The organism is Streptomyces sp. WMMC500, assembly GCF_027497195.1.
In the GTDB taxonomy this organism is placed as follows: Bacteria; Actinomycetota; Actinomycetes; order Streptomycetales; family Streptomycetaceae; genus Streptomyces.
Map to the genome: position 1 here is coordinate 6834784 of NZ_CP114905.1, position 21749 is coordinate 6856532.

Sequence of the window (21749 nt, forward strand, 5' to 3'; positions counted from 1 at the left end):
GGCCGGATGCATCGGCCCCGGCCTGCAGTTTCCGCAGGATGTGGGCCCGGACTCCGTCGGTCGGTATGGGCGGCAACAGCGGCTCCAGCCGCTGCGCTTGTTCATCCGTCAGGCCGCCACGTGCCATCCAGTGATCGTCTCACCATTTTGAATTGGTCAGTCCAATACGTGTAGGCTGCCCCGCATGGCACGACCGAGGACCTTCGACGAGGAGAGCGCCCTTGAAGGCGCCATGCGCCTGTTCTGGGAGAAGGGGTACGAGTCCGCATCGACCCAGGATCTCTGCGAGGCGACCGGCCTGGGCCGCAGCAGCATCTACAACACCTTCGCCAGCAAGCATGCGTTGTTCATCCGTGCGCTGGCGCACTATCTCGACACCATGGCCGAGGGGCAGGCGGCCATCCTGGAGGACGCGGTCCAGGGGTCTGTCGCCCGCCTGCGGAACCTGCTCTCCTCGGTCATCGCCATCGAAGAGGCCAACCGCCGCGAGGGGCTGGGCATCGGCTGCCTGGGGGTCAACAGCAGCGTGGAGCTCTCCCTGCGCGACCCGGAAGCCGCCGGGCTGCTGCAGCGCGACCTGAGGCGACGCCTCGGAAGGCTCCAGGACGTCATTACGTCCGGCCAACAGGCCGGCGAGATCTCCCAGGCGCGCAGCGCCCGCGAGTTCGCCCTGTTCCTCAACGCCGCCATCGCCGGGATGCGCGTCTCGGCCCAGAGCGGGCTCGACGGCCTCGCGCTGGAGGCGATCGCCGGAGCCACCCTGGGTGCCCTGACCCCTTGACCTGAACCGCACCGCTCGCATGCCGTCCAGGCATGCCCCGGTTTTGCACTGAACGATACAAAACGCTCTACGGGGCGATTCCCACAACAAAGGAAGCGATCGCACATGCCACGCGCTGTGTACGTACTGGCAGTCGGCATCTTCGCCATGGTGACCAGCGAGTTCGTCGTCGCCGGACTCATGCCGCAGATGGCGGCCGGACTGAATTCGACCGTCCCGCAGATCGGCTACCTGATCACCGCGTTCGCCGTCGCGATGGCGGTCGGTGGCCCTTTTCTGACCATCGCGCTCATGAAACTGCGCCCCAAGCAGGCGCTGCTCATCCTCTTCGCCGTCTTCCTCGTCGGCAACGCCCTGGCCGCGACTGCCGGCAGCTACGGCGTCATGCTTACTGCCCGCATCATCACCGGTATCGCCTCACAGGCGTTCTTCGGCATCGCGATCTCGGTGTGCTCCTCGATCACACGTGCGGAAATCCGCGGCCGCGCCATCGGCGTGGTCATGAACGGCCTCATGCTCGGCACCTTGCTCGGTCTGCCCATGGCCACCTTCATCGGCGGCAACCTGGGGTGGCGGGCCGCCTTCTGGGCCATCTCGGCTCTCACCGTCATCGCGGCCGCAGCGACCTTCCTCGGAATTCCCCCGCTCGACCGCCCCGGCAGCGCGGCAAGCACCTTCCGCGAGGAGATCCAGGTCTTCCGCCGGCCCCGCCTGTGGCTGGTGCTCACCACGAGCACGCTGATCATCGGCGCCACCTTCTCCGCCTTCAGCTACTTCAACCCGATCCTCACCGAGGTCAGCGGCTTCAGCGAACAGAGCGTGCCCGCCCTGCTCATCGCCTACGGTGCCGCCACCGTCATCGGCAACACCGTCGTCGGTCGCCTCGCCGACCGGTGGACGGTCGCAGTGCAGGCGACCGGGCTCGCCCTCAACATCGCGTTCCTGACCCTTTTCGCCCTCCTCGCCCACGTGGGCGCCACCGCCGCCCTCCTCATGATGGGCATCGGCCTCGTCGGCGTGACGATGAACCCGGCCATGGCGACCCGCGTCCAGCGCACCGGCAATCCCGGGCCCCTCGTGAACACGGTCCACTCCTCCTTCATCACCCTCGGCATCATCATCGGCTCGTCCGCCGGCGGCTTCTTCGTGGACACCTTCGGGCTGCGCTCCCCGCTGTGGCTCGGCGCCGCTCTCGCCGTCCTCGGCCTCCTCAGCCTGCTGCCGGAACTGCGACGGGCACCCGGCACCCCACCCACGGCAGACAACCACCCGCCGTCCACCTCCCCCCGAACGGACACCCATCCACCGACGCCGGCGAAGACCGGGCGTAGCTGAGCCCCGGCTGCCCTTCGGTCCGTCCCGTCAGGGCACGACTGACGGGACGGACGGTGATTCATCGAACCGAGGTGTCGAACATTCCGCCCTCCGGACAGCAGCGGCCGCTCCCCTCCTCAATCCCCTTTCCACAGGCGCTAGCGGCGGGCGGTGCGCAGGTGGATGCGTTCGCCCGACTTCCCGAAGAGGCTGAGCAGTTCGACGGGCCCGCGGCCCGCGGCGCCGAACCAGTGCGGGATCTGGCAGTCGAACTCGGCGGCTTCGCCGGCGGCCATGACGAAGTCGCGGTCGGCGAGTCGTACGCGCAGGCGCCCGCGCAGCACGTAGAGCCATTCGTAGCCCGCGTGCGTCCGCAGGTGCGGTTCCTTGTCGTGGGCCGGGATGGTCATCTTGTACGCGCGCGGCTCTCCCTGCTGCCGCGAGAGCGGGATCAGCACCCGGCCGTCCTTCGTGGTGGGCTGCTGGGGCACCCGCGGATCCACGATGCGGGGTGCGACGACGATCTCGTCGAGGGGGATGCCGAGGGCCGCGGTCACCGGCAGGAGCAGCTCCAGGCTCGGCTTGCGCTGCCCGGACTCCAGCCGGGACAGCGTGCTGGTCGAGATGCCGGTGGCGCGCGCGAGGCCGGCGAGGCTGACGCCCTTGTTCTCGCGGGCGCGGCGCAGCCGGGGAGCGATCTGGCCGATGACGGCGCCGACGGTGGGCTGGTCGTCCATAGGCCGCAGTCAACCAACGCGTCCCGGAATCGGCAACAGAAGTTGTCGGTTCGGAGCGCGCGGGCGGACTCTGCCCGCGGAGGTGGTCGACATGCGGACGGACGACGAACTCACGGGGACCGGCCGGCAGGGGCGGGCGGGCGGCGGCCGGGGGCCGGGACGGAAGGACACGCGGCTGCCCGCGGGGGTGTATCTGCTCGCCTTCAGCCTCTTCGCCATGGGGACGGCGGAGTTCCTGCTCGCGGGCGTGCTGCCGGACGTGGCCGGCGACCTGGGCGTCTCGCTCTCCTCGGCGGGCTATCTGATCACCGCCTTCGCCCTGGGGGTCGTCCTCGGCGGCCCGCCGTTCGCGGTGCTCAGCCTGCGCTGGCCGCGCCGCACCGCGCTGCTGGCGACGCAGGGCGTCTTCGCCGCGGGGATCGCCGTCGGCCTGCTGGGCGGGTACGAGGTCCTGCTGGTGACCCGGGTCGTCTCCGGCGTCGCGTACGCGGGCTTCTTCGCGGTGGCGTCGGTGACCGCGATCGGCCTGGTCACCCCGGACCGCAACGCCCGCGCGTCGGGCGTGGTGGTCAGCGGGCTGAGCGTGGCGATGATCGCCGGCGGCCCGGCGGGGACGCTGCTGAGCCACTTCGTCGAGTGGCGGGGCGGCTTCTGGGCGGTCGTCGCGCTGACGCTGGCGGGGATGGCGGGCTGCTACGCGGGCATCCCGGCGGGTGCCGGTGCCGGTGCCGGTGCCGGTGCCGGTGCCGGTGCCGGTCCCGGTGCCGGACCCGGTGCCGGACCCGGTCCCGGTGCTGGTCCGGGTGCGCGGAAGGCGGGGGAGTCGCGGCCGAGTGTGGCGCGGGAACTCGCCGCGATCCGCAATCCGCACCTGTGGGGGATCTACGCGATCACGATCCTGACCACCGCGGCGTACATGATCACGTTCAACTACCTCGCGGCCATGCTCGACGAGATCACCGCCCTGCCCGAGGTCTGGATCCCCGCGATCCTCGCGCTCTTCGGCGTCGGCGCGTTCGTCGGCCTGTCCGTGGGCGGTCGCGTCTCCGACCGGCGCCCGCACGCGGCGCTGCTGACCGGCGCGGTGGCACTCGTAATCCTGTCGCTGGCGATGACGGTCGCGATCCGCCACGCCTGGGTCGTGACGCCCACGGTCTTCGTGCTGGGCGTCGCGGCGTTCGTCCTCAATCCGGCCCTCTACGGCCGCGTCTTCGCCCTCGCGGCGCACGCGCCGACCCTCGCGGGGGCCACCACGGTCTCGGCCTTCCAACTGGGCATCAGCGGCACGCCGCTCCTCGCGGCGGCGGCGCTGACCCGGGGCGCGGACCTGACGGCGGTCTGCCTGATAGGCGCGGTGCTCGCCGGGTGCGCGGTCCCCTTCATCCTGGCCGACCGCGCGCGGGCGGCGCGCGCGGGCGGCGGAGCCGGCAGGTAGCCGCGTACGGGCGCAGAGGCTCGGAGTGAGTCCTCACTCATTGACGGAGTGAGGACTCACTCCGTACGATCGTGTCATGACGGCACCCAAGGAGAACCAGACCGCCCCCGCCCGCCGCCGCGCCCCCGGCATGTCGCCGGAGCAGCGGCGGGCGATGATCATCCAGACCGCGATCCCGCTGGTCGCCGAGTTCGGCGCTGCCGTGACCACGGCGAAGATCGCCCGTGCCGCGGGCATCGGCGAGGGCACGATCTTCCGGGTCTTCGCCGACAAGGACGAGCTGCTGCAAGCCTGCCTGGCGGAGGCGCTCTCGCCCGAGCACGCGGTCCGCGAACTCGGCGCGATCGACTCGTCCCAGCCGCTGCCCGACCGGCTCGCGGACGCGGTCGAGGCGCTCCGCGCGCACCTGGACCGGATGGGCGCGATCGCCGGCTCCCTGCTCGCCTCCGGGCACCGCGGCGGCAAGCACCCCGGCACGGTGCGTGGCGCGGGCCGCGACGAGTCGACCACCCGCATCCGCGCGGCCCTCGCGGACCTGCTCCGGCCCGACGAGGCCACGCTGCGCCGGCCGCCGGAGCAACTGGCCGCCCTCTTCTTCGGGCTGCTCTTCACCCAGCCGCACCTGGAGGACGAATCGGGGCCGACCGCGCGGGAGCTGGTGGAGATCTTCCTGCACGGTGCGCTCGCGGGCGGCGCCGAGTGAGCGCGCGCGCCCGGCGCCGGGCGGTCACCGGCCTCACGGTCGCGGCGGCCGCCCTGGTGTGGCTGGTCGCGGACCCGCTGCTGGGGTACCGGCTGCGGATCGCCCAGGGCGAGCGGACGCTCGACATCGGCGCGGTCGCGGTGGTGCTGATCGCGCTGCTCGCGTCCCTCGCCGCCTGGGGGCTGCTGGCCGCCCTGGAACGGTGCGGGGTACGCCGCGTCCGCGCTGTCTGGACCGGGGCGGCGGTCACCGTACTGGCCCTGTCCGCCCTGCCGTTGACCGGCGACGGCATGACCGCCGGCACCCGGACGGCGCTCGCCCTGATGCACCTGACGGTGGCGGCGGTCCTGATCCCGGGCCTGCGCGCGACCGCCGCGGCGGCGACGCCGGGGGCGCGCACGGCGCGTATGCCCGGCACGCGGCGCACTCCGCGTACGGCACCGGACGGCGACGGCTCCGCCGGAGTGCCGCGCGGCGGCCGGGGATGACCGCTCGCTACTTCGCCGGGAAGAGCCGCAGCTTCGCGGTGTCCCCGGCGATGGAGACCACGGCGATGGACAGCTCATTGATGGTGGAGGCCCCGCCCTGGTCGGGGCGCTGATCGAGCAGGCTGGAGTTGAATCCGGTCGCGTCGACGGACGTCAGGTCCACGCCCTCGGCGCCGACGCCGGTCACCGAGAACGGCCCCGCGCGCAGCCCGGGGGCCGCCGGGATCTCGGTGCCCTTCGTCACGACGACCGTGCAGCTTCCGTCCGTACAGGCGTCCAGCTCGGCGGGCGTCGACGGCTTCATCGGCTTCGCGGGTCTCGGCGACGGCGGCGGGGACGACTTCGCGGGCGTGGGCGTCGGTGAGGCGGGCGACGGTTCGGCCGAGCGCGAGGGCGGGGCCGACCCGGCGGCCTTGGCGTCGTCGTCCGAGTCGGAGCCGCAGCCGGTCAGCACCGCGGCGAGCGCCAGGAGCCCGCAGCCGGCCCCGGCGGCACCGCGTACGGCGGAAAGCCCGGGGCGGCGGGCCGTTGAGTCCGATGTGGTCATACCGGCGTTCTACCGCCGCCCGCCCGGGTGGGGTCCCGGGTGCCCCGCCACCGGCGCCTGCGTCCGGTCGGAAAATTGCGGGACCGGGAATGTCGAGATCGGTGTGGCGGCTGCGTCCCCGGGGTGGATGCGGTCGGATGGGGCCGTAGCCGGATCCCGGACCGGAAGGACACCGACATGGCCACCGCAGCAGACCTCGACCGCGCCACCGACTCGCAGTGGGACTGGGTCGCCGAGCACACCCGTACGTACCTCGCCTCGGGCGGCACCGAGGGGCATCAGCGCGATGGGGCGTACACGCTCCTGCTCGCCACCACCGGGCGGCGGACCGGGATGCCTCGCCGTACCGCCCTGATCTACGGGACGTCGGGCGACGACTACGTGGTCGTGGCCTCCAAGGGCGGTGCCGACGTCGACCCGGCGTGGTTCCTGAACCTCGTGGCGGAGCCCGTCGTCGGGGTGCAGGTCGGCACCCGGCGGTTCACCGCGCGTGCGCGGGTCGCCTCCGCGGACGAGCGGCCGGCGCTCTGGGAGCAGATGGTGGGCATCCTTCCGCACTACGAGGAGTTCGCGCGGAAGACCGCCCGCGAGATCCCGGTCGTCCTGATCACCCCGCTGGACGCACCCGGCCAGGCACCCGCGCCGCGCTAGGTGTGCCGATCCGGGATGTTGCGGTGTCCTGGGTTTCCCCGTGACCCCACGGCGCGGCCGATGAGTTCGTGGCTTCCGGCCGGTCCAAGCTGGTGACACCCCAGGAAAGGACACCGCCATGTCGGAGCTTCTCGTCGATTTCATCACCTCCCTCGACGGCTACGCGTCGGGAGAGGGCTGGCCCGGGTTCTGGGGCCTGGAGGGCCCGGAGTACCTCGCATGGCTCGGCGAGCAGCCCGAGGTCACCTACCTGATGGGAGCGAACACCTACCGCCAGATGTCCGGCTTCGCCGCCGGCGAGGTCCCCGTTGGCCAGGACGAGTTCAGGCCCGAGGAGGAGGCGTCCGTGGACGAGCTCACGCGAGCGTCCAAGGTGGTGTTCTCCTCCTCGCTCCAGGAGCCGCTGACGTGGGCGAACACCACGCTCGTCCGCGACGACGCCGTCGAGACGGTCCGCGCCATGAAGGAGAGTGGCTCGGGGCTCCTCAGCACGATCGGCAGCCTCAGCCTGTGCCGGTCCCTGCTGCGAGCCGGACTCGTCGACCGCTTCCGGGTCGGGATGTTCCCGGTGATCACCGGGGCCACGGGCGCGGAACGCATCTACGACGGCTATCCGGACGTCGCCCTCGAGATGACCGAGCACCGCACCTTCGACGGCCGTATCCAGATGGTCGAGTACAAGCCCCGCGTGCTGGAGCACCCGCCGCTCGCCGCCCCCGCGTGACGACAAGCCGACACGGTCGGTAAAGCTAGGGGTACGTCACGCCGGGCGTGAACGAGTCCGTCACCACCGCCAGCACCCGGCCCCGTACTCGAAGGCGGCGATCCGGCCGTCCGTGAGCTTCTGGAGTGCCGCGGCGGCGGCCGGAGGGCGGGTGGCCTTCGGCGGGGGGCGTGTTCATGGTGTCCGTTCGGGTCGTCGTTCCGGCGTCGTCGTCCCTACGGACAGCGGGGTTCCCGGGTGCTTCGAAAGCGGTTTTCTCCCACCCGGCCGGACTGCGGCGCCCGCCGTCTCCGGAGTGGTGCTTGGCGTGCGGTGCCGGATTTTGTATCGTGGGGGAACAAACGCCGTCTCCACCCCTGGGGGTTACGTATGGGCAGGCCCGCGGACATAGGTGTCTTCAAGGCACTGCTCCTCGACATGGACGGCACGCTCCTCAACTCCGACGCCGTCGTCGAGCGCATCTGGCGCCGCTGGGCCGCCGAGAACGGCAAGGATCCGGAGGAGATCCTGCGCCACGCCCACGGGCGGCAGGCGCACGCCACCATGGCGCACCTCTTTCCCGAGCGGCCCGTCGAGCAGAACCTCGCCGACAACGCGCGCATGCTCGCCTGGGAGACCGCCGACACCGACGGCATCGTGCCGGTGCCCGGTGCGCCGGAGTTCATGGCGGCCCTGGCCGGGCTGCCGCACGCGCTCGTCACGTCCGCCGACCGCGCGCTGTCGCAGGCGCGGATGGCCGCCGCCGGGCTGCCGGTGCCGGCGGTCTCCATCACCGCCGAGTGCGTGAGCGCCAGCAAGCCGGACCCGGAGGGGTTCCTCAAGGGGGCCGCCGACCTGGGGTTCGCACCGGCCGACTGCGTCGTCTTCGAGGACGCGGCGGCCGGTATCGCGGCGGCGCGGGCGGCCGGGATGCGGGTGGTGGGGGTCGGGCCGCGGGCGGCGGCGGAGGGGACGGACCTGCACGTGGAGTCGCTGGCGGGGGTGCGGATCCGGCCGCTGGGCGGCGGCGCGCTGCGGCTGGCGCTCGCGTAGGCGGCGCGGAGAGCGGACCGCCGCCCGACGCGCCGGGCGGCGGTCCGCTCAGCCCCTGATCGCCTCGTAGATGCTCACGCCCGCCAGCACCAGCATCACCCCCGCCGCCACCTTCGTGATCAGCTTCAGCGGTACGTACCGCATCAGCGTCCTTCCGCCCAGGATCCCGATCGCCGCCACCGCCCACAGCGCCAGCACCGCCCCGATCCCGACCGACAGCCAGTCGTCGTACCGCGCCGCCAGGTTCGCCGTCATGATCTGCGTCAGGTCGCCGAACTCGGCGACCAGGATCAGCATGAAGCCTGCCCCCGCCACCTTCAGGAAGCTCTGGTCGGCCGGGGCCCTGACCTCCTCCTCGTCGTCGTCCTTCTTCAGCAGCAGGATCAGCGCGCCCGCCAGGAACAGCGCGCCGACGATGCCCTGCACCGGCCGCTGCGGCAACTGCGCGAGCAGGCTGCCCGCGGCGATGGCGAGAGCGACGTGGACGACGAAGGCGGCGGCGACGCCGGCGAAGACGTAGGAGGCGCGGTAGCGGGTGCCGAGCATGAGGCCGGCGAGCGCGGTCTTGTCGGGGAGTTCGGCGAGGAAGACGACGCCCAAGACGATCGCGACGGTACTGAGGCTGAGCAAGGGTTCCCACTCTCGGTCGGGCGCCGTACCGAGAGCGTAAGCGCGGGGCAGACCTCGGCACGGCAGCGTCAACGGACACTGCGGCCGAAGGTCTCGCCGGCGCGGAGACCTCCGGCCGGACGGCCGTACGGTTCCGCGCTCCGGGCGCCGGCCCAGCGGGCTGGGCAGTATGTCGACGACACCGGCTGAGGGCTACTCCCCTTCAGACGTCCCCGAGTCTAGGCGATGCACCCGGCCGCGGGCGACCAGCTCCAGCACCACCGCGACCGCGACCGCCTGCACGGCCATCAGCGCGACCAGCACGAAGAGCTGCACCGCCCCGGCCTCGACGGGCGACGCGCCGCCCAGCAGCATGCCGACGTACGCGCCGGGGAGGGTGACCAGGCCCACGGTGCGGGTCTGGTCGAGGCCGGGGATCAGGGCGTCGGAGGCGGCCGGGCGGGCTACCTCCAGCCGGGCCTCGTGGTCGAGGAAGCCGAGCGCGAGAGCCGCCTCCACCTCGCCGTGCCGGGCGGTCAGCTCGTCGAGCGCACGGCGGCCCGCGAGTACGGTGCCGGTCAGCGCGCCGCCGATGAGGATGCCGCTGACGGGGATGAGGGCGATGTCGTCGACCGCGACGAGACCGGTGAGCAGCAGCGTGGCGACGACCGGGGTGACGCCGGTGGCGATGGGCACGGCGGCCCAGCGCCAGGTGCGGTTGTGCGTGATGCGGTGGCCCGCGGTCCAGGTGGCGACGGCGAACATCAGGGCCACGAAGGCGAGGAGGAGGGGCACGGCGTGTACGACGTAGCCGATGACGAGGGAGACGGCGGCGAGTTGGGCGGCGGCGCGCAGGCCGGCGGTGGCGATGGCGCGCGCGTGTGGTGAGCCCCCGAGGGTTTTACGGCCCTTCCCGCCCCCGCCGCCCTTGGCGCTCCTGCCGCCGTCCCCGTGTGCGTGTCCCTCGCCGAGCCGGGCGAGCGCGGCGACGGTGACGGCGGCGGCCAACAGGGCGGTGAGCACGGCCGCGAGGGTGACGTTGACGGGCAACACCGACCGAGCTTAATCCGGTTGCGGGGCGGTGGCGCCGGGGGCGCGGGGTGAGCGAACGGGCCACGCGGTCTTGTGCGTGACATGGCCATGTCCTCATGGTGTTACCTGGCGACTGCAGAAACGACACTTCGCAGCGCCAGGATCCACGTGCATGGCACAACACCCCCCATAGATCCGGGAGTTCGTATGTCCGGCATTTCCCTGCCGCGGGCGTCGCGGCTGAAGGTCTACGCGCGTCACCTCGCCGTGCCGCTCGCGGCCGCGGCGCTGCTGCTGACCGCGGCACCCAGCGCCCAGGCCGAACCGCCCACCCCGCCGAGCCCCAGCACCGCCCTCGGCTACCTCGGCGAGATCACCACCGCGCCCGAGGGCTCCTCCGACGGCTACGACCGCGACCTCTTCCCGCACTGGAGCACCCAGTCCGGGGCCTGCAACACCCGCGAGGTCGTCCTCGAACGGGACGGCGACAACGTCGTGCAGGACGCGAGCTGCGCCGCGGTCAGCGGTTCGTGGTACTCGCCGTACGACGGCGCGACCTGGACCGCCGCCTCCGACGTCGACATCGACCACATGGTGCCGCTCGCCGAAGCCTGGCGCTCCGGCGCCAGCGGCTGGAGCACCGGCGAGCGCGAGCAGTTCGCCAACGACCTCGACACCGCACAACTGCTCGCGGTGACCGACAACGTCAACCAGTCCAAGAGCGACCAGGACCCGGCGGAGTGGATGCCGCCGTCGACCGGCTACCACTGCACCTACGCGAGCATGTGGGTGTGGGTCAAGCACACCTGGAACCTGACGGCCGACGAGGCGGAGAAGTCCGCGCTGGAGTCCGTCCTTTCCGGCTGCTGACGGCCTGACCGCCCGCCGCTCCGGCGGCACGCGGGCGCGGCGCGGAACCCCCGCGCCGCGCACCGCCCGTGTTTGCGGCCCGCGATACGGGCTAACCGCCCTGCATGACTGTGTGGCTGATCATCATCCTGATCGTGGCCGCCGTCGCACTCGCGGCCCTGGTGTACACGCGCGCCGGTGGAGGCGTGGCCCTCCCCGGTCTGTCCGGCGGCCCGCGAGGGCTGCGGCGGCGCTTCGGACCGGAGTACGACCGTACCGTCGAGCGCTACGACGGCGACCGCAAGGCCGCGGAGAAGGACCTGGCCCAGCGCGTCCGCATGTACGGCAAGTTGCGGACCGTACGGCCGGACGCGGCGGCGCGCGAGCGCTACGACGCCGAATGGAGCCGGATCCAGGAGCACTTCGTCGACTCGCCCGCCCACGCCGCCGCCGAGGCAGACCGGCTCATCGCCCGGCTCGCCGGAGACTGCGGCTACCCCGCGGACGAGTACGACGAGCGGGTCTCGGCCCTGTCCGTCCACCACCCGCGGCACGTCGGCGACTACCGCCGGCTGCACCTGCTCGCCCAGCGCGACTCCCGCCGGGGCGGCGAGGAGCCGCCCACCGAGGAGGCCCGCACGGCGCTGCTGCGCACCCGGGAGCTGTACAAGGAGCTGGCCGGCCGACCGGCCGCCACCGCCACGCTCCCGAAGGCGCCGGCGGCGCCGACGGCGCCCGCGGCCCCGGATCCGGCCGGGAAGGCGGCGCAGCCCGCCGGCGAGCGCGGCTTCGGCCGCCGGCTGGCGGACCGGGTGCACGCGCCGCGGGCGATGCGCCGTGGCCACGGGCCGGGCGGGACCACGCCGTGAAGGGCGCGAGGGAACGCGACGGAGCGCTGGACCGGCAGCCCGGCGTCGCCGGGCGGCTGCAGCCGGAGACCGAGGCCCCGGGTGCGCCGGCGCCGGACGGCACGGAGCCGCGCGAGCCATCGAAGGGCGAGCCATCGAAGGTCGGCCCGGCCAAGGCCGACCCGGCGCACGGCGGCCCCGCGACGACCGACGAGGCAGCCGCCGCGGAAACCGTGGCCGCCGACCCGGTGGCGGTCGCGGACCCCGTGGCCCCCGCCCCCCGGACCCCGGCGTCCGCGTCGACTCCGGCGTCCCCATGGGCGCCGGCGTCCGCGGACCCCGGCCGCGACGGGGGACGGCAGCTCCTCGATGCGTCCGAACGGGACGAACTGGGAGACCGGCTGCAGCGCGCGACCGGCCGCTTCGTGGACAACCCGCCCGCCGCCCTCGACGACGCCGGCGTCGTCCTCGACGAGGTCGGCCGGCGGATCGCCGCGCTCCTCGCGGAGCGCCGTGACGCCTGCCGCGACCTGACCCGCGCGGCCCGCCGCGGCGGCGGCACCGACGGCACCGCGGACGCGGAGACCGAGCGCCTGCGCCTCGCCCTCCGCGACTGCCGCGACCTCGCGGAGCGGCTGCTGGCGTTGTAAGGCGCTGCCGCGGGCCCCTGGGGCCACCCGACCGGCCACCCCGACCGGCCACCCACCTCGGGGTGCCCGCGGCAGTCACACCCCGGGCCCGGCACCGCCGGGCCCGGGGTTCATGAACGGCCCGGCCGCGCCCCGTAGTTCGTTCCCCTCACAGGCCGCGCAGCCCTCAGCCACCCGCGACGAAGCCCGCGTGGTGCCGTCACTCCGCCGGAAGCGCCACTCGGCTCCGGACCCTCACGCCTCCCCGCCGTCCGTGCGGCCCGCCTGCTGCACCACCTCGAACGTCCAGAGCTCCGAGTCCGTCGCCGCCGGCCGCCGCTGCTCGCCCTCGCCGCCCGCACCGCCCCCGCCCCCGCCGTGCGCGGCCTTCATCGAACCCTCCCGCCACCTCTGGAAGTCCTCCTCGCTGCGCCAGCGGGTGTAGACGAGATACCGGTCCGACCCCTCCAGCGGGCGCAGCAGCTCGAACCACTCGAAGCCGTCCGCGCCCTCCACCAGGCCGGCGCGGGCCGCGAAGCGCTTCTCCAGCTCCTCCCGCTGCTCGGCGGGAACGGTCAGGGCGTTGATCTTCACCACGCTGGGCACAGGTCACCTCTCAGCCGACGGGGCGCGTCCGCCTCGGGAACGCCGCACGCGCCGTCTTCTCCGCCGCCAGCGTAAGCGCCGCAGGGTCTCCTCAGCCGCCTTGCCCGGCCTGCTGCCGCAGCGTGGCGATCTCCTGGAACGTGTGCTTGAAGTCGGCGTACGCCTGCTCGCCCACGACGGCGGCCAGCCGCCGTTCGATCAGGGCCAGGAGTTCGTCGGACCGGTTCATCTGATCGAGCCCGAGCTCGGTGGGGACGATCAGCTTGGCCCTGCGGTCGTCCGGGTCGGGTTCCCGGCGGACGTAGCCGAGGTCGATCAGTTCGTCGACGAGCGTTCCGATGACCTGCTTGTGCTGGCCGGAGCGCTGGGCGAGTTCGGTGGCACGGCTGCCCTCGGCGTCCAGGTAGGCCAGCACCGCCCCGTGTTTGGGCCGGATCCGCTCGTGGCCCTGGGCCGCGAGGGTCTCGACGACCTCGCGCTGGACGGAGAGCAGCACTCGTCCGGCCAGGATGCCCAGGTCGGGCTCGATTTCCTTGCGTGCGCTGCGGCTCACTCACCACACCCCTGGTAGTCACTAATCTTGACTGTCACTAATATTGACTATATGGTTCCCGGCAGAACCCGGCACTCACCGCACAGGAGTAGTCCGTGAACCAGCCCGTGAACCTCACCATCGTCTACTACTCGGCCACCGGAACGATCGCCACGATCGCCCAGGAGATGGCCGACTGCGCCGGAAAGGCGGGAGCCGAGGTACGGCTGCGCCGTGTCCCCGAACTCGCGCCCCGGTCGGCGATCGAGTCCAATCCTGCGTGGGCGGCCCACGCGGCCGCCACCGCCGACGTCCCGGAGGCCGTCCCCGACGACCTCGTCTGGGCAGACGCGGTGCTCATGGGGTCGCCGACCCGGTTCGGCAACGTCTCCTCGCAGCTCAAGCAGTTCGTGGACACCCTGAGCGAGCCCTGGCGGCGAGGGCTGCTCTCCGACAAGGTCTACAGCGGCTTCACCTCCACCGGTACCGCGCACGGCGGCCACGAGACGACACTGCTCGCCCTCTCCCACACCTTCGTCCACCTCGGCGGGGTGATCGTCCCGCCCGGCTACACCCACCCCGACAAGTGGTCCGACGGAAACCCCTACGGAACCTCCCACTGCGACCACGGCGGCACCCACGCCGTCGACGACACCACCCGCGCCGCCGCCCGCGTGCAGACGGAGCGGGTGCTGAGGTTCGCCGCCTCGGTCAAGGCTGCACCGGCCGAGCCGGCCGCCGCGTGACGCCCGACGGTACGCAGTCGGCGCCGAGCGAAGGAGGGGCCCCACTCGTGTCCGCCGGGACTCCCCCTGCGCCCGCAGAGCTCGTGCTGGTCCGGGCGTCCGACGCCGAAGTGCTGACACACGGCCCCGGCAGCCTCGTCACCCTGCTGACCGACTCGGATGCCACCGGTGGAGCGCTGACCAGCAACAGGGCCACCCTTCGACGGGGCGTCGACGGAGCGCCCCCGCACTTCCACACCAAGGCGGCCGAGATGCTGTTCGTGCTGGACGGTTCGTTGCGGGTGCTCGCCGGTGACCGGGTGCTGACCCTGTACGAGGGCGACACCTTCCTTGCCCCGCCCCGGCTGACGCACGCCTTCGCGCCGGCACCGGATGCCGACGCCGAGGTGCTGGTGGTGTTCACGCCCGGCATGGACCGCTTCGACTACTACCGGCTGCTGGACAGGGTGAACAGCGGCGAGGCGGACCCCGCGGAGATCGCGCGGTCGCAGCAGCGCTTCGACAACCACTACGTGGACAGCCCCGTCTGGCGGGAGGCCCTCAAGGGCAGGCCGGTCAGATGACCCGGGCTCGGCAACGCCACGACAGCCGGCCGGGGCGTCCCGCACGCCGCGCCGCCATGCGGGCCGTGCGGCCCGCGTGGCTCGCGCTCCTGGCCGGGCCGCTGTCGTTCGGGATCACCGGCCCCGCGCTGGTGCTGCCCGAGGTGGCACACGATCTCGGTGTCTCCCGCGTCTCCGCGACGGCGCTGGTCACCGCCTTCGGCTGGGGAATCGCGGTCGGAACGCCGGTTGCCGGTGTGCTGCAGACCCGGCGCGGGGTGCGCGCGGCGCTCCGCACCCATGTGCTGCTCGTCGTGGCGGGCGCCCTCCTCGTCCTCGGCATCCCACGGTTGCCGGTCCTGGTCGCCGGGATGGCCCTGATGGCGCTGGGCGCCGCCGGCATGACCGTGGCGGCGCTCAGCCTCACCCGGTCAGCGCGCGCCATGGGACTGGTCACCGCCTCGCTGGCGGTCTTCGGCGCCGCCGCGCCGCTCGTCGGCACCGCGGTGACCGCGGCGCTGTCCTGGCAGGCGGCGCTGGTGATGCCGCTGCTGAGCCTGCCCGCCGTGCCCGCGGTGCTGCGGAGCACCGCCGCCGTGTCCTGGCCGCCGGATGCGCAACGGTTCGATTCACGGGGAGCGTTTCTGTTCGTGGCCGCGCTGACCGCGCTGGTGCTCGTACCCCGGTTCCCGCTGTGGGCCGGCGGTGCGGCGGCGGTGCTCGCGGTCGTACTGTCCCGGCACGTCCGCCGCCTGCCCGGAGGGTTCGTCCCGGCCGCGGTCCTCGGCTCGCGCCGCTTCTCGGCTGCCGCCGGGCTGGCGTTCGCGCTGGCGGTGGTGAACTTCGGCATCGTCTACGCGGCGCCGGATCTGCTGGCGACGCAGACCGGCTGGAGTCCCGCAGAACTCGGCGTCGCACTGCTGATCCCCTATGTGACCGGCGGTGCGGTTTCCGCCGCGCTCGTCGCGGCGTCCGTACGCCTGCGCTGGCCGCTACTGACGGGATCGCTGGCCGCCGGAGCCGCCGCGGCACTCCTGTCGATCACGTGCGGCGGCTCTGCGACCCCGCTGCTCTTCGCGGGGATGCTGCTCGGCTCCCTGGCCGCCTCCACCGGCCAGGGAGCACTCGGCCACCGCGCGGCGGCTGCCGTGCCCCTCTCCGCCCGGGCCACCGCCCTGGGCCTGTTCAGTGTGTGCTTTCTCCTCGGCGCCGCCTTCGGGCCCGCCATCGCGACGACGACCACTTCGTGACGCACGGCCGACACCCCGGCTCGGGGGTCCGGCAAGGAAAGGAACGTCATGACGCAGGCAAACCACCGTCCTGCCGGTACGGCAGGCCGTATCACCGTGCTCGGTCTCGGCGACATGGGATCGGCGATCACCAGGGTCTTCCTCGACCACGGGTATCGCACGACGGGCTGGAACAGGACCGCGAGCAAGAGCGCCCCCCTGGCCGCTGCCGGCGCCACGGTGGCCGCGACGGCCACCGAGGGAGTCGCGGCGAGCCCGCTCGTCGTGATCTGCCTGCTCGACGGCACGGCCGTCGACGAGGTCATGGGTTCGGTCGAGGCCGCGGTCGCGGGCAAGGTGCTGGTGAACCTCACCAGCGGCTCCCCCGGACAGGCGCGGGCGAACGAGCGCTGGGCGAACGAGCACGGCGCCGAGTACCTCGACGGCAAGATCATGGGTGATCCGCCCTACGTGGGCACGCCGCATGTCGTGCTCCCGTTCAGCGGATCCCGCAGCGCCTTCGCCACCCACGAGCAGACGCTGCAGGTGCTCGGCAGCATCGCCTACCACGGCACGGATGCCGGCATGGCCGCCGTGGAGTTCATGGCCCAGGTTGCGGTCGCGTACGAACTTCTCATCGGTTTTCTGCACGTGCTCCGCCTCGTGCAGGCGGAAGGAGGCGACGTGGCGGAGTTCGCCGAGCGGATCGCCGGCTCCGCGGCGGCCTACCCCCCGCTGCTGACCTCGATGGGCAAGGCGGTCAGGACCGGCGACCACCCCCCGGACCTCGGCTCGCTCGACGTCCAGGCCGCGCTGATGGACGACATGATCGGCCACCGCGAATCCGTCGGCGTGGAGGCGGTGCGGATGCGGGAGGTGAAGGAGCTGATGGAGCGCCGCATCGCGGGCGGGCACGGCGCACAGGGATTCTCCAGCCTGTTCGAGCTGCTCGCCGGGCGATCGTGACGTCTGCCCCCGCCTCCGACGCGCCATGACCGTAGAGATCGTCTACGAGACCCACGCCACCACCACGGACAACGAGGCCGGCATCGCCACCGGCCGGCTGCCGGGCCGCCTCTCCGCCCGGGGCCGCCGCGAGGCCCGCGAACTCGGCGAACGGCGCCGTGGCCAGGACATCGCCGCCGTGTTCACCTCCGACCTGCACCGCGCCGTGGAAACCGCCCGTCTCGCCTTCCCGGACGGCCGGCCCCCGATCCACCGGGACCGCCGCCTGCGCGAGTGCGACTACGGCGACCTCAACGGGCACCCGGCCCGCCTCCTCGCCGCCTGGCGCACCCGGCACATCGACACCCCCTTCCCCGGCGGCCAGAGCTACCGGCAGGTCCTGGCCGCCACCGACGCCTTGCTCCGCGATCTGGCCCGGCAGTGGAACGGCACCCGCATCCTGCTGATCGCCCACACGGCGAACCGGTGGGCGCTGGACTGCCTCCTCACGGGGGCGTCCCTGCACGACCTGCTCGGGGAACCCTTCGCCTGGCAGGCGGGCTGGTACTACACGCTCCCCGCAGGCTGGGGCGCCGCCCGCCCCGGCGACGCCCCTGCCCACCCTCGGTGACGCGCGCATCCCACCGTGGGCACCGCCATGTCAGGCGCCGGAGGGCTGCCGGGTTCCCGGGACTCCGTGCAAACCGACTGCCGGGGGGACCGGGTCGCCTTGCGCCCGGCTTGTACCTGACGCGATCGTGAGGTTCTGTCGTGGCGACCACTTCAGCCCGCCCAGCGCGCGGTGGCCCGGGGCGCCACCGTCATCGGGACGGCCGGCAGGATCGTGGTCCGCATCTGAGCCGCCGGCGCGGGGGGCGTGGCTCAGGTGTGCAGGGACAGGCCCTTGACCGTGCGGTCGACGGCGTTCCTCGGCCCGTAGACCGCGAGCCCGGCCAGGGTCAGGTCGTCGGCGGCGACGTCGCGCACGGCGGCGCGGTTGTCGTCGTCGTTGCCCGTGGCGAACAGCTCGTCGGTGTAGACGGCGGTGGCCAGGCCGCGGGAGAGGGCGCGGGTGTGCGTGCGGGTCAGGCCGGCGGCGTCGGCGGCGAAGACGAGGACGGGCTCGCGGAACATCGGCAGGTAGGTGTTGCCTGAGGCGTCCTCGTACGGCTTGCCCATGACGTCGTCGGCGGCGTGGGCGACGCCGCTGCACAGGAAGGCGGTGACGTTCAGCCGCTGCCAGGCGGCCAGGTCGTGCCGTACGATCACGGCGATCTTGGTCTCGAAGCGCATGCCGCCAGCGTCCCCCGCCCGGGCCGCGCCGGTCTTGAACGCTCGTGCGGCACCATGGAGGGCGTGAGCGACTGGGTTTCCTACTGGCGGGACGCGCAGCGGCCGGTCGAGGCCATGCGCGCCCACTTCGAGGAGCACGTCTTCCACCGCCACAGCCACGACGCGTACTCCTTCGGCCTCACCGAGACCGGCGCCCAGCGTTTCGTCTGCCGCGGCGGCTCGCACACCTCCGCCGCGGGCCTCGTCATGGCCTTCAACCCCGACGACCCGCACGACGGCGAGTCGGCGACCGAGCTGGGGTTCACGTACCGGATGGTGCACATCGGCCCCGACGTCGTCAGGGAAGTCCTCGCTGACGCCGGCACGCGCCCGGGCGCCCCGGTCGCCCTCCCGCTGTTCACCGACCCCGTGCACCGCGACCCGCCGCTGTGGCGCGCCCTGCTGCGGCTGCACGCCGCGCTCACGGAGGACGCGGGCCCGCTGGTACGCGACGAACGGCTGACCGCCGCCGTGACGGCGATGGTCCGCCGCGCGTCGACGGCCCCGCCGCGCGCCCGCACGCTGCGCCCCGGCGGCCCCCGGTCCGGCGCCGCGCGACGGGCGCGGGCGGTGCTCCGGGAGCGCTTCGCCGAGGAGGTCCCGGCGGCGGAGCTGGCGGCGGCGGCGGGCTGCAGCCGCTACGCGCTGTACCGGGCGTTCCAGGCGGAGTACGGCATGTCCCCCAGTGACCTCCAGCGCCTCCTCCGCCTCCGCGACGCACGCCGCCGCCTGACGGCGGGGGAGAGCGGCGCCGAGGCCGCCGCGGCGGCGGGCTTCGCGGACCAGAGCCACCTGCACCGCTGGTTCGTCCGCAGCTACGGCATCACACCCGGCGAGTTCGCCCACGCCGCCCGGCGGCGGTGAGCCCGGAGTCACCGCGGGAGCACACCCGCGCCCCTCGACGTGCCCGGCCCTCGCGGCAGAGGTACCGGAGTCAGATGTCGCGGAAGGTTTCGATGCGGGCGCCCACCGAGTTGAGGCGGTCGGCGAGGGACTCGTAGCCGCGGTTGATGACGTAGACGTTGCGGAGCACCGACGTGCCTTCCGCCGCCATCATCCCCAGCAGCACCACCACCGCGGGGCGCAGCGCCGGCGGGCACATCATCTCCGTCTCGCGCCAGCGCGTCGGGCCCTCGACCAGGACGCGGTGCGGGTCGAGGAGCTTGACGCCGGCGCCCAGGCGGGTCAGTTCCGTGAGGTAGATGGCCCGGTTGTCGTAGACCCAGTCGTGGATGAGGGTCGAGCCCTGGGCGGAGGCGGCGATGGCCGCGAAGAACGGGACGTTGTCGATGTTGACGCCGGGGAACGGCATCGGGTGGATCTTGTCGATCGGCGCCTGCAGCTTCGAGGGGCGTACGGTCAGATCCACCAGCCGCGTACGGCCGTTGTCGGCGGTGTACTCCGGGGTGCGGTCGAGGTCGAGGCCCATCTCCTCCAGCACCGACAGCTCGATCTCCAGGAACTCCACCGGCGCCCGGCGCACCGTCAGTTCCGACGACGTGACGACCGCCGCCGCCAGCAGGCTCATCGCCTCCACCGGGTCCTCGGAGGGGGAGAAGTCGACGTCCCGGTCGATGTCCGGCACGCCGTGCACGCGCAGCGTGGTGGTGCCCACGCCGTCCACGCGCACGCCCAGGTGGTCCAGGAAGAAGCACAGGTCCTGGACCATGTAGTTGGAGCTGGCGTTGCGGATCATGGTCACGCCGGGGTGCCGGGCGGCGGCCAGCAGCGCGTTCTCGGTCACGGTGTCGCCGCGCTCGGTCAGCACGATGGCCCGGTCGGGGGCGGCGTCCGGGACGACCTCGCAGTGGTAGACGCCCTCGGTCGCCGTCACGTCCAGGCCGAAGCGGCGCAGCACGGCCATGTGCGGCTGTACGGTCCTGGTGCCGAGGTCGCAGCCGCCCGCGTACGGGAGTTTGAAGCGCTCCGTGCGGTGCAGCAGCGGGCCGAGGAACATGATCACGCTGCGGGTGCGGCGCGCCGCGTCGTGGTCCATGGAGTCGAGGTCCAGCTCGGCCGGCGGTACGACCTCCAGGTCGGCGCCGTCGTTGATCCAGCGGGTCCGCACGCCGATGCTGTTCAGCACCTCCAGGATGCGGAAGACCTCCTCGATCCGCGCCACCCGGCGCAGCACCGTGCGCCCGGAGTTCAGCAGGGTGGCGCACAGCAGCGCGACGCAGGCGTTCTTGCTGGTCTTCACGTCGAGTGCGCCGGACAGCCGGCGGCCTCCGCGGACCCGCAGATGCATCGGTCCCGCGGTGCCCAGGGCGACGATCTCGCTGTCCAGCGCCTCGCCGATGCGTGCGATCATCTCCAGGCTGATGTTCTGGTGACCGCGCTCGATGCGGTTGACGGCACTCTGACTGGTGCCCAGCGCGGCGGCGAGCTGACTCTGCGACCATCCCCGGTGCTGCCGGGCGTCACGGATGAGTCTGCCGATGCGCTCGAGGTAGTCGTCTGCCATGACTTTGACGCTATCTCACATATGAGATGTACGCGCATTCAGGGGGTTCACGTCCTGAATGTGACTGGTGTATCGAATGCGGCCTTTCGGGTGGCCCGGCGCAGCGCCGCCAGCACGGCCCGGCCCAGCGTGAGCGTGCAGACCGCGGTCACCACCGCGCGCGGCAGGTCCCAACCCAGCGAGGTGGCCAGGCAGTACGCGACGAACCGGGCGAGGTTCTCCGGCAGCGGGTCGCCCGCCACGAACGACACGCCCGACGACATGCCGCTCAGATACGGCCACCCCTGGAGGTTCATGATCGTGCCGTAGAGAACCGAGGCGATTGCTCCATACGAGGCAAGCAGCCACAACTCCCGCCGCCCCCGCAGCCGCTCCGCCCCCGGCAGCAGCCCGGCGCCCATGGCGACCCAGCCCATGGCCAGCATCTGGAACGGCATCCAGGGCCCGACCCCGCCCGTGAGCAGGGCGGACGCGAACATCGTCACGGCCCCGAGGACGAACCCGAAGCCCGGCCCCAGCACGCGGCCGGAGAGCACCATGAGGAAGAACATCGGTTCGATCCCCGCCGTCCCGGCCCCCAGGGGCCGCAGTGCGGCGCCCACGGCGGCCAGCACGCCGAGCATGGCGACGGCCTTGGCGTCGAGTCCGGAGTCGGCGATGGTCGCGCCGACCACGGCGACGAGGAGCGGGAGGAGCGCGGCGAAGAGCCAGGGGGCGTCGCCGGAGTGGGCGAGGCCGGAGTCGGGGGCGGCGAGCAGCGGCCAGCCGAAGGCGGCGCCGCCGATGGCGGAGACGAGGAGCAGGGCGGCGGCGGAGACGGGACCGAGGCGGACGGCGCGGAGGGCCTGCGGCCGGCGGAGCGGGGTGGGGCGCGCGGAGTTGCTGCTCGTGCGGCGGGGGGTGGGGCGCGCGGGGTCTTCGGGCGGGGTGTCGTCCTGCGGGCGGCTCGCGTCCGGCTTGCCGGAGTTGTCTGC

26 protein-coding genes are annotated in these 21749 nt (G+C 73.0%); 17 read left to right on the forward strand and 9 right to left on the reverse strand.

Going from position 1 to position 21749, the window contains the following annotated elements; all coding sequences use genetic code 11:
• The first annotated feature begins 184 nt into the window (after positions 1-184).
• Positions 185-781: a helix-turn-helix domain-containing protein gene (locus O7599_RS29415; protein ID WP_281618629.1), complete on the forward strand. Its 597-nt coding sequence runs from the start codon at positions 185-187 to the stop codon at positions 779-781.
• Between the two features lie 105 nt (positions 782-886).
• Positions 887-2116, forward strand: a complete 1230-nt coding sequence (locus O7599_RS29420) for an MFS transporter (protein WP_281618630.1) — start codon at positions 887-889, stop codon at positions 2114-2116.
• Between the two features lie 137 nt (positions 2117-2253).
• Here the strand turns inward: O7599_RS29420 and O7599_RS29425 are convergent, their stop codons facing one another.
• Complete coding sequence (locus tag O7599_RS29425) at positions 2254-2832, reverse strand: XRE family transcriptional regulator (protein ID WP_281618631.1); 579 nt, start codon at positions 2830-2832, stop codon at positions 2254-2256.
• Positions 2833-2923: 91 nt separating this feature from the next.
• On the opposite strand from O7599_RS29425, the gene O7599_RS29430 reads away from it, so the two are divergent.
• The 3 genes from O7599_RS29430 to O7599_RS29440 all read left to right on the forward strand — a co-directional run bounded on the left by O7599_RS29430 (position 2924) and on the right by O7599_RS29440 (position 5458).
• Positions 2924-4267, forward strand: coding sequence for an MFS transporter (locus O7599_RS29430; protein ID WP_281618632.1), 1344 nt, complete (start codon positions 2924-2926; stop codon positions 4265-4267).
• A 76-nt stretch (positions 4268-4343) separates the two neighbouring features.
• Entirely contained in the window at positions 4344-4970 is a 627-nt protein-coding gene (locus O7599_RS29435; protein ID WP_281618633.1) for a TetR/AcrR family transcriptional regulator, read from the forward strand.
• On the forward strand, positions 4967-5458 hold the full coding sequence (locus tag O7599_RS29440; RefSeq protein WP_281618634.1) for a DUF6069 family protein: 492 nt from the start codon (positions 4967-4969) through the stop codon (positions 5456-5458). The genes O7599_RS29435 and O7599_RS29440 overlap by 4 nt, the downstream gene beginning before the upstream one ends.
• 7 nt (positions 5459-5465) lie before the next feature.
• On the opposite strand, the gene O7599_RS29445 is transcribed toward O7599_RS29440, so the two are convergent.
• Complete coding sequence (locus tag O7599_RS29445) at positions 5466-6005, reverse strand: hypothetical protein (protein ID WP_281618635.1); 540 nt, start codon at positions 6003-6005, stop codon at positions 5466-5468.
• A gap of 177 nt (positions 6006-6182) precedes the next feature.
• Here O7599_RS29445 and O7599_RS29450 point away from each other — a divergent pair, with 177 nt between their 5' ends.
• The 3 genes from O7599_RS29450 (at position 6183) to O7599_RS29460 (ending at position 8412) form a co-directional block, all read left to right on the forward strand.
• Positions 6183-6656: a nitroreductase family deazaflavin-dependent oxidoreductase gene (locus O7599_RS29450; RefSeq protein ID WP_281618636.1), complete on the forward strand. Its 474-nt coding sequence runs from the start codon at positions 6183-6185 to the stop codon at positions 6654-6656.
• 118 nt (positions 6657-6774) lie between these two features.
• Complete coding sequence (locus O7599_RS29455) at positions 6775-7380, forward strand: dihydrofolate reductase family protein (RefSeq protein WP_281618637.1); 606 nt, start codon at positions 6775-6777, stop codon at positions 7378-7380.
• 369 nt (positions 7381-7749) lie between these two features.
• Entirely contained in the window at positions 7750-8412 is a 663-nt protein-coding gene (locus tag O7599_RS29460) for an HAD-IA family hydrolase (protein ID WP_281618638.1), read from the forward strand.
• A 48-nt stretch (positions 8413-8460) separates the two neighbouring features.
• Here O7599_RS29460 and O7599_RS29465 read toward each other — a convergent pair whose 3' ends face one another.
• Together O7599_RS29465 and O7599_RS29470 are read right to left on the reverse strand one after the other, a co-directional pair.
• Positions 8461-9042, reverse strand: a complete 582-nt coding sequence (locus O7599_RS29465) for a TMEM165/GDT1 family protein (protein WP_281618639.1) — start codon at positions 9040-9042, stop codon at positions 8461-8463.
• Between the two features lie 192 nt (positions 9043-9234).
• Entirely contained in the window at positions 9235-10074 is an 840-nt protein-coding gene (locus O7599_RS29470) for an ABC transporter permease (protein WP_281618640.1), read from the reverse strand.
• A gap of 186 nt (positions 10075-10260) precedes the next feature.
• Here O7599_RS29470 and O7599_RS29475 point away from each other — a divergent pair, with 186 nt between their 5' ends.
• The 3 genes from O7599_RS29475 (at position 10261) to O7599_RS29485 (ending at position 12400) form a co-directional block, all read left to right on the forward strand.
• The gene (locus O7599_RS29475) at positions 10261-10923 is read left to right on the forward strand and encodes an HNH endonuclease family protein (RefSeq protein ID WP_281618641.1); all 663 of its coding nucleotides are present in this window, start codon (positions 10261-10263) and stop codon (positions 10921-10923) included.
• A 104-nt stretch (positions 10924-11027) separates the two neighbouring features.
• Positions 11028-11771: a hypothetical protein gene (locus tag O7599_RS29480; protein WP_281618642.1), complete on the forward strand. Its 744-nt coding sequence runs from the start codon at positions 11028-11030 to the stop codon at positions 11769-11771.
• Entirely contained in the window at positions 11768-12400 is a 633-nt protein-coding gene (locus O7599_RS29485) for a hypothetical protein (RefSeq protein ID WP_281618643.1), read from the forward strand. The genes O7599_RS29480 and O7599_RS29485 overlap by 4 nt, the downstream gene beginning before the upstream one ends.
• 234 nt (positions 12401-12634) lie before the next feature.
• On the opposite strand, the gene O7599_RS29490 is transcribed toward O7599_RS29485, so the two are convergent.
• Positions 12635-12985 (reverse strand): antibiotic biosynthesis monooxygenase, encoded by a 351-nt coding sequence (locus O7599_RS29490; protein WP_281618644.1) that lies wholly within the window; start codon positions 12983-12985, stop codon positions 12635-12637.
• 91 nt (positions 12986-13076) lie between these two features.
• A complete protein-coding gene (locus tag O7599_RS29495) occupies positions 13077-13538 on the reverse strand; it encodes a MarR family transcriptional regulator (RefSeq protein ID WP_281618645.1) in 462 nt (153 codons plus the stop codon).
• A gap of 95 nt (positions 13539-13633) precedes the next feature.
• Between O7599_RS29495 and wrbA the strand changes: the two genes are divergently transcribed.
• Genes wrbA through O7599_RS29520 form a run of 5 tightly spaced genes read left to right on the forward strand, consistent with a single transcriptional unit; the run spans position 13634 to position 17610 of the window.
• A complete protein-coding gene (gene wrbA / locus O7599_RS29500; RefSeq protein WP_281618646.1) occupies positions 13634-14263 on the forward strand; it encodes an NAD(P)H:quinone oxidoreductase in 630 nt (209 codons plus the stop codon).
• Positions 14264-14310: 47 nt separating this feature from the next.
• Positions 14311-14826: a cupin domain-containing protein gene (locus O7599_RS29505; RefSeq protein WP_281618647.1), complete on the forward strand. Its 516-nt coding sequence runs from the start codon at positions 14311-14313 to the stop codon at positions 14824-14826.
• Between the two features lie 56 nt (positions 14827-14882).
• Positions 14883-16055, forward strand: a complete 1173-nt coding sequence (locus O7599_RS29510; protein ID WP_281618648.1) for an MFS transporter — start codon at positions 14883-14885, stop codon at positions 16053-16055.
• A 48-nt stretch (positions 16056-16103) separates the two neighbouring features.
• The gene (locus O7599_RS29515; protein WP_281618649.1) at positions 16104-17000 is read left to right on the forward strand and encodes an NAD(P)-binding domain-containing protein; all 897 of its coding nucleotides are present in this window, start codon (positions 16104-16106) and stop codon (positions 16998-17000) included.
• Positions 17001-17025: 25 nt separating this feature from the next.
• Positions 17026-17610 carry a histidine phosphatase family protein gene (locus tag O7599_RS29520; protein WP_281618650.1) on the forward strand — a complete coding sequence of 195 codons (585 nt, stop codon included), beginning with the start codon at positions 17026-17028 and terminating at the stop codon, positions 17608-17610.
• Between the two features lie 251 nt (positions 17611-17861).
• Here O7599_RS29520 and O7599_RS29525 read toward each other — a convergent pair whose 3' ends face one another.
• Positions 17862-18272, reverse strand: a complete 411-nt coding sequence (locus O7599_RS29525; RefSeq protein WP_281618651.1) for a DUF2000 domain-containing protein — start codon at positions 18270-18272, stop codon at positions 17862-17864.
• Between the two features lie 54 nt (positions 18273-18326).
• On the opposite strand from O7599_RS29525, the gene O7599_RS29530 reads away from it, so the two are divergent.
• Positions 18327-19175 (forward strand): AraC family ligand binding domain-containing protein, encoded by an 849-nt coding sequence (locus O7599_RS29530; RefSeq protein ID WP_281618652.1) that lies wholly within the window; start codon positions 18327-18329, stop codon positions 19173-19175.
• 70 nt (positions 19176-19245) lie between these two features.
• Here O7599_RS29530 and O7599_RS29535 read toward each other — a convergent pair whose 3' ends face one another.
• A complete protein-coding gene (locus O7599_RS29535; RefSeq protein WP_281618653.1) occupies positions 19246-20775 on the reverse strand; it encodes a UDP-N-acetylglucosamine 1-carboxyvinyltransferase in 1530 nt (509 codons plus the stop codon).
• Between the two features lie 47 nt (positions 20776-20822).
• A complete protein-coding gene (locus O7599_RS29540) occupies positions 20823-21578 on the reverse strand; it encodes an ECF transporter S component (RefSeq protein WP_281623568.1) in 756 nt (251 codons plus the stop codon).
• Between the last annotated feature and the right edge of the window lie 171 nt (positions 21579-21749).

Bases quoted from the DNA above. Each gene is read 5' to 3' on its own strand.
- O7599_RS29525 (WP_281618651.1), bottom strand. From the start codon at position 18,272: ATGCGCTTCGAGACCAAGATCGCCGTGATCGTACGGCACGACCTGGCC.
- O7599_RS29535 (WP_281618653.1), bottom strand. From the start codon at position 20,775: ATGGCAGACGACTACCTCGAGCGCATCGGCAGACTCATCCGTGACGCC.
- O7599_RS29430 (WP_281618632.1), top strand. From the start codon at position 2,924: ATGCGGACGGACGACGAACTCACGGGGACCGGCCGGCAGGGGCGGGCG.
- O7599_RS29520 (WP_281618650.1), top strand. From the start codon at position 17,026: ATGACCGTAGAGATCGTCTACGAGACCCACGCCACCACCACGGACAAC.
- O7599_RS29475 (WP_281618641.1), top strand. From the start codon at position 10,261: ATGTCCGGCATTTCCCTGCCGCGGGCGTCGCGGCTGAAGGTCTACGCG.
- O7599_RS29455 (WP_281618637.1), top strand. From the start codon at position 6,775: ATGTCGGAGCTTCTCGTCGATTTCATCACCTCCCTCGACGGCTACGCG.
- O7599_RS29530 (WP_281618652.1), top strand. From the start codon at position 18,327: ATGGAGGGCGTGAGCGACTGGGTTTCCTACTGGCGGGACGCGCAGCGG.
- O7599_RS29415 (WP_281618629.1), top strand. From the start codon at position 185: ATGGCACGACCGAGGACCTTCGACGAGGAGAGCGCCCTTGAAGGCGCC.
- O7599_RS29450 (WP_281618636.1), top strand. From the start codon at position 6,183: ATGGCCACCGCAGCAGACCTCGACCGCGCCACCGACTCGCAGTGGGAC.
- O7599_RS29445 (WP_281618635.1), bottom strand. From the start codon at position 6,005: ATGACCACATCGGACTCAACGGCCCGCCGCCCCGGGCTTTCCGCCGTA.
- O7599_RS29480 (WP_281618642.1), top strand. From the start codon at position 11,028: ATGACTGTGTGGCTGATCATCATCCTGATCGTGGCCGCCGTCGCACTC.
- O7599_RS29510 (WP_281618648.1), top strand. From the start codon at position 14,883: ATGCGGGCCGTGCGGCCCGCGTGGCTCGCGCTCCTGGCCGGGCCGCTG.
- O7599_RS29425 (WP_281618631.1), bottom strand. From the start codon at position 2,832: ATGGACGACCAGCCCACCGTCGGCGCCGTCATCGGCCAGATCGCTCCC.
- O7599_RS29420 (WP_281618630.1), top strand. From the start codon at position 887: ATGCCACGCGCTGTGTACGTACTGGCAGTCGGCATCTTCGCCATGGTG.
- O7599_RS29435 (WP_281618633.1), top strand. From the start codon at position 4,344: ATGACGGCACCCAAGGAGAACCAGACCGCCCCCGCCCGCCGCCGCGCC.
- O7599_RS29460 (WP_281618638.1), top strand. From the start codon at position 7,750: ATGGGCAGGCCCGCGGACATAGGTGTCTTCAAGGCACTGCTCCTCGAC.
- O7599_RS29515 (WP_281618649.1), top strand. From the start codon at position 16,104: ATGACGCAGGCAAACCACCGTCCTGCCGGTACGGCAGGCCGTATCACC.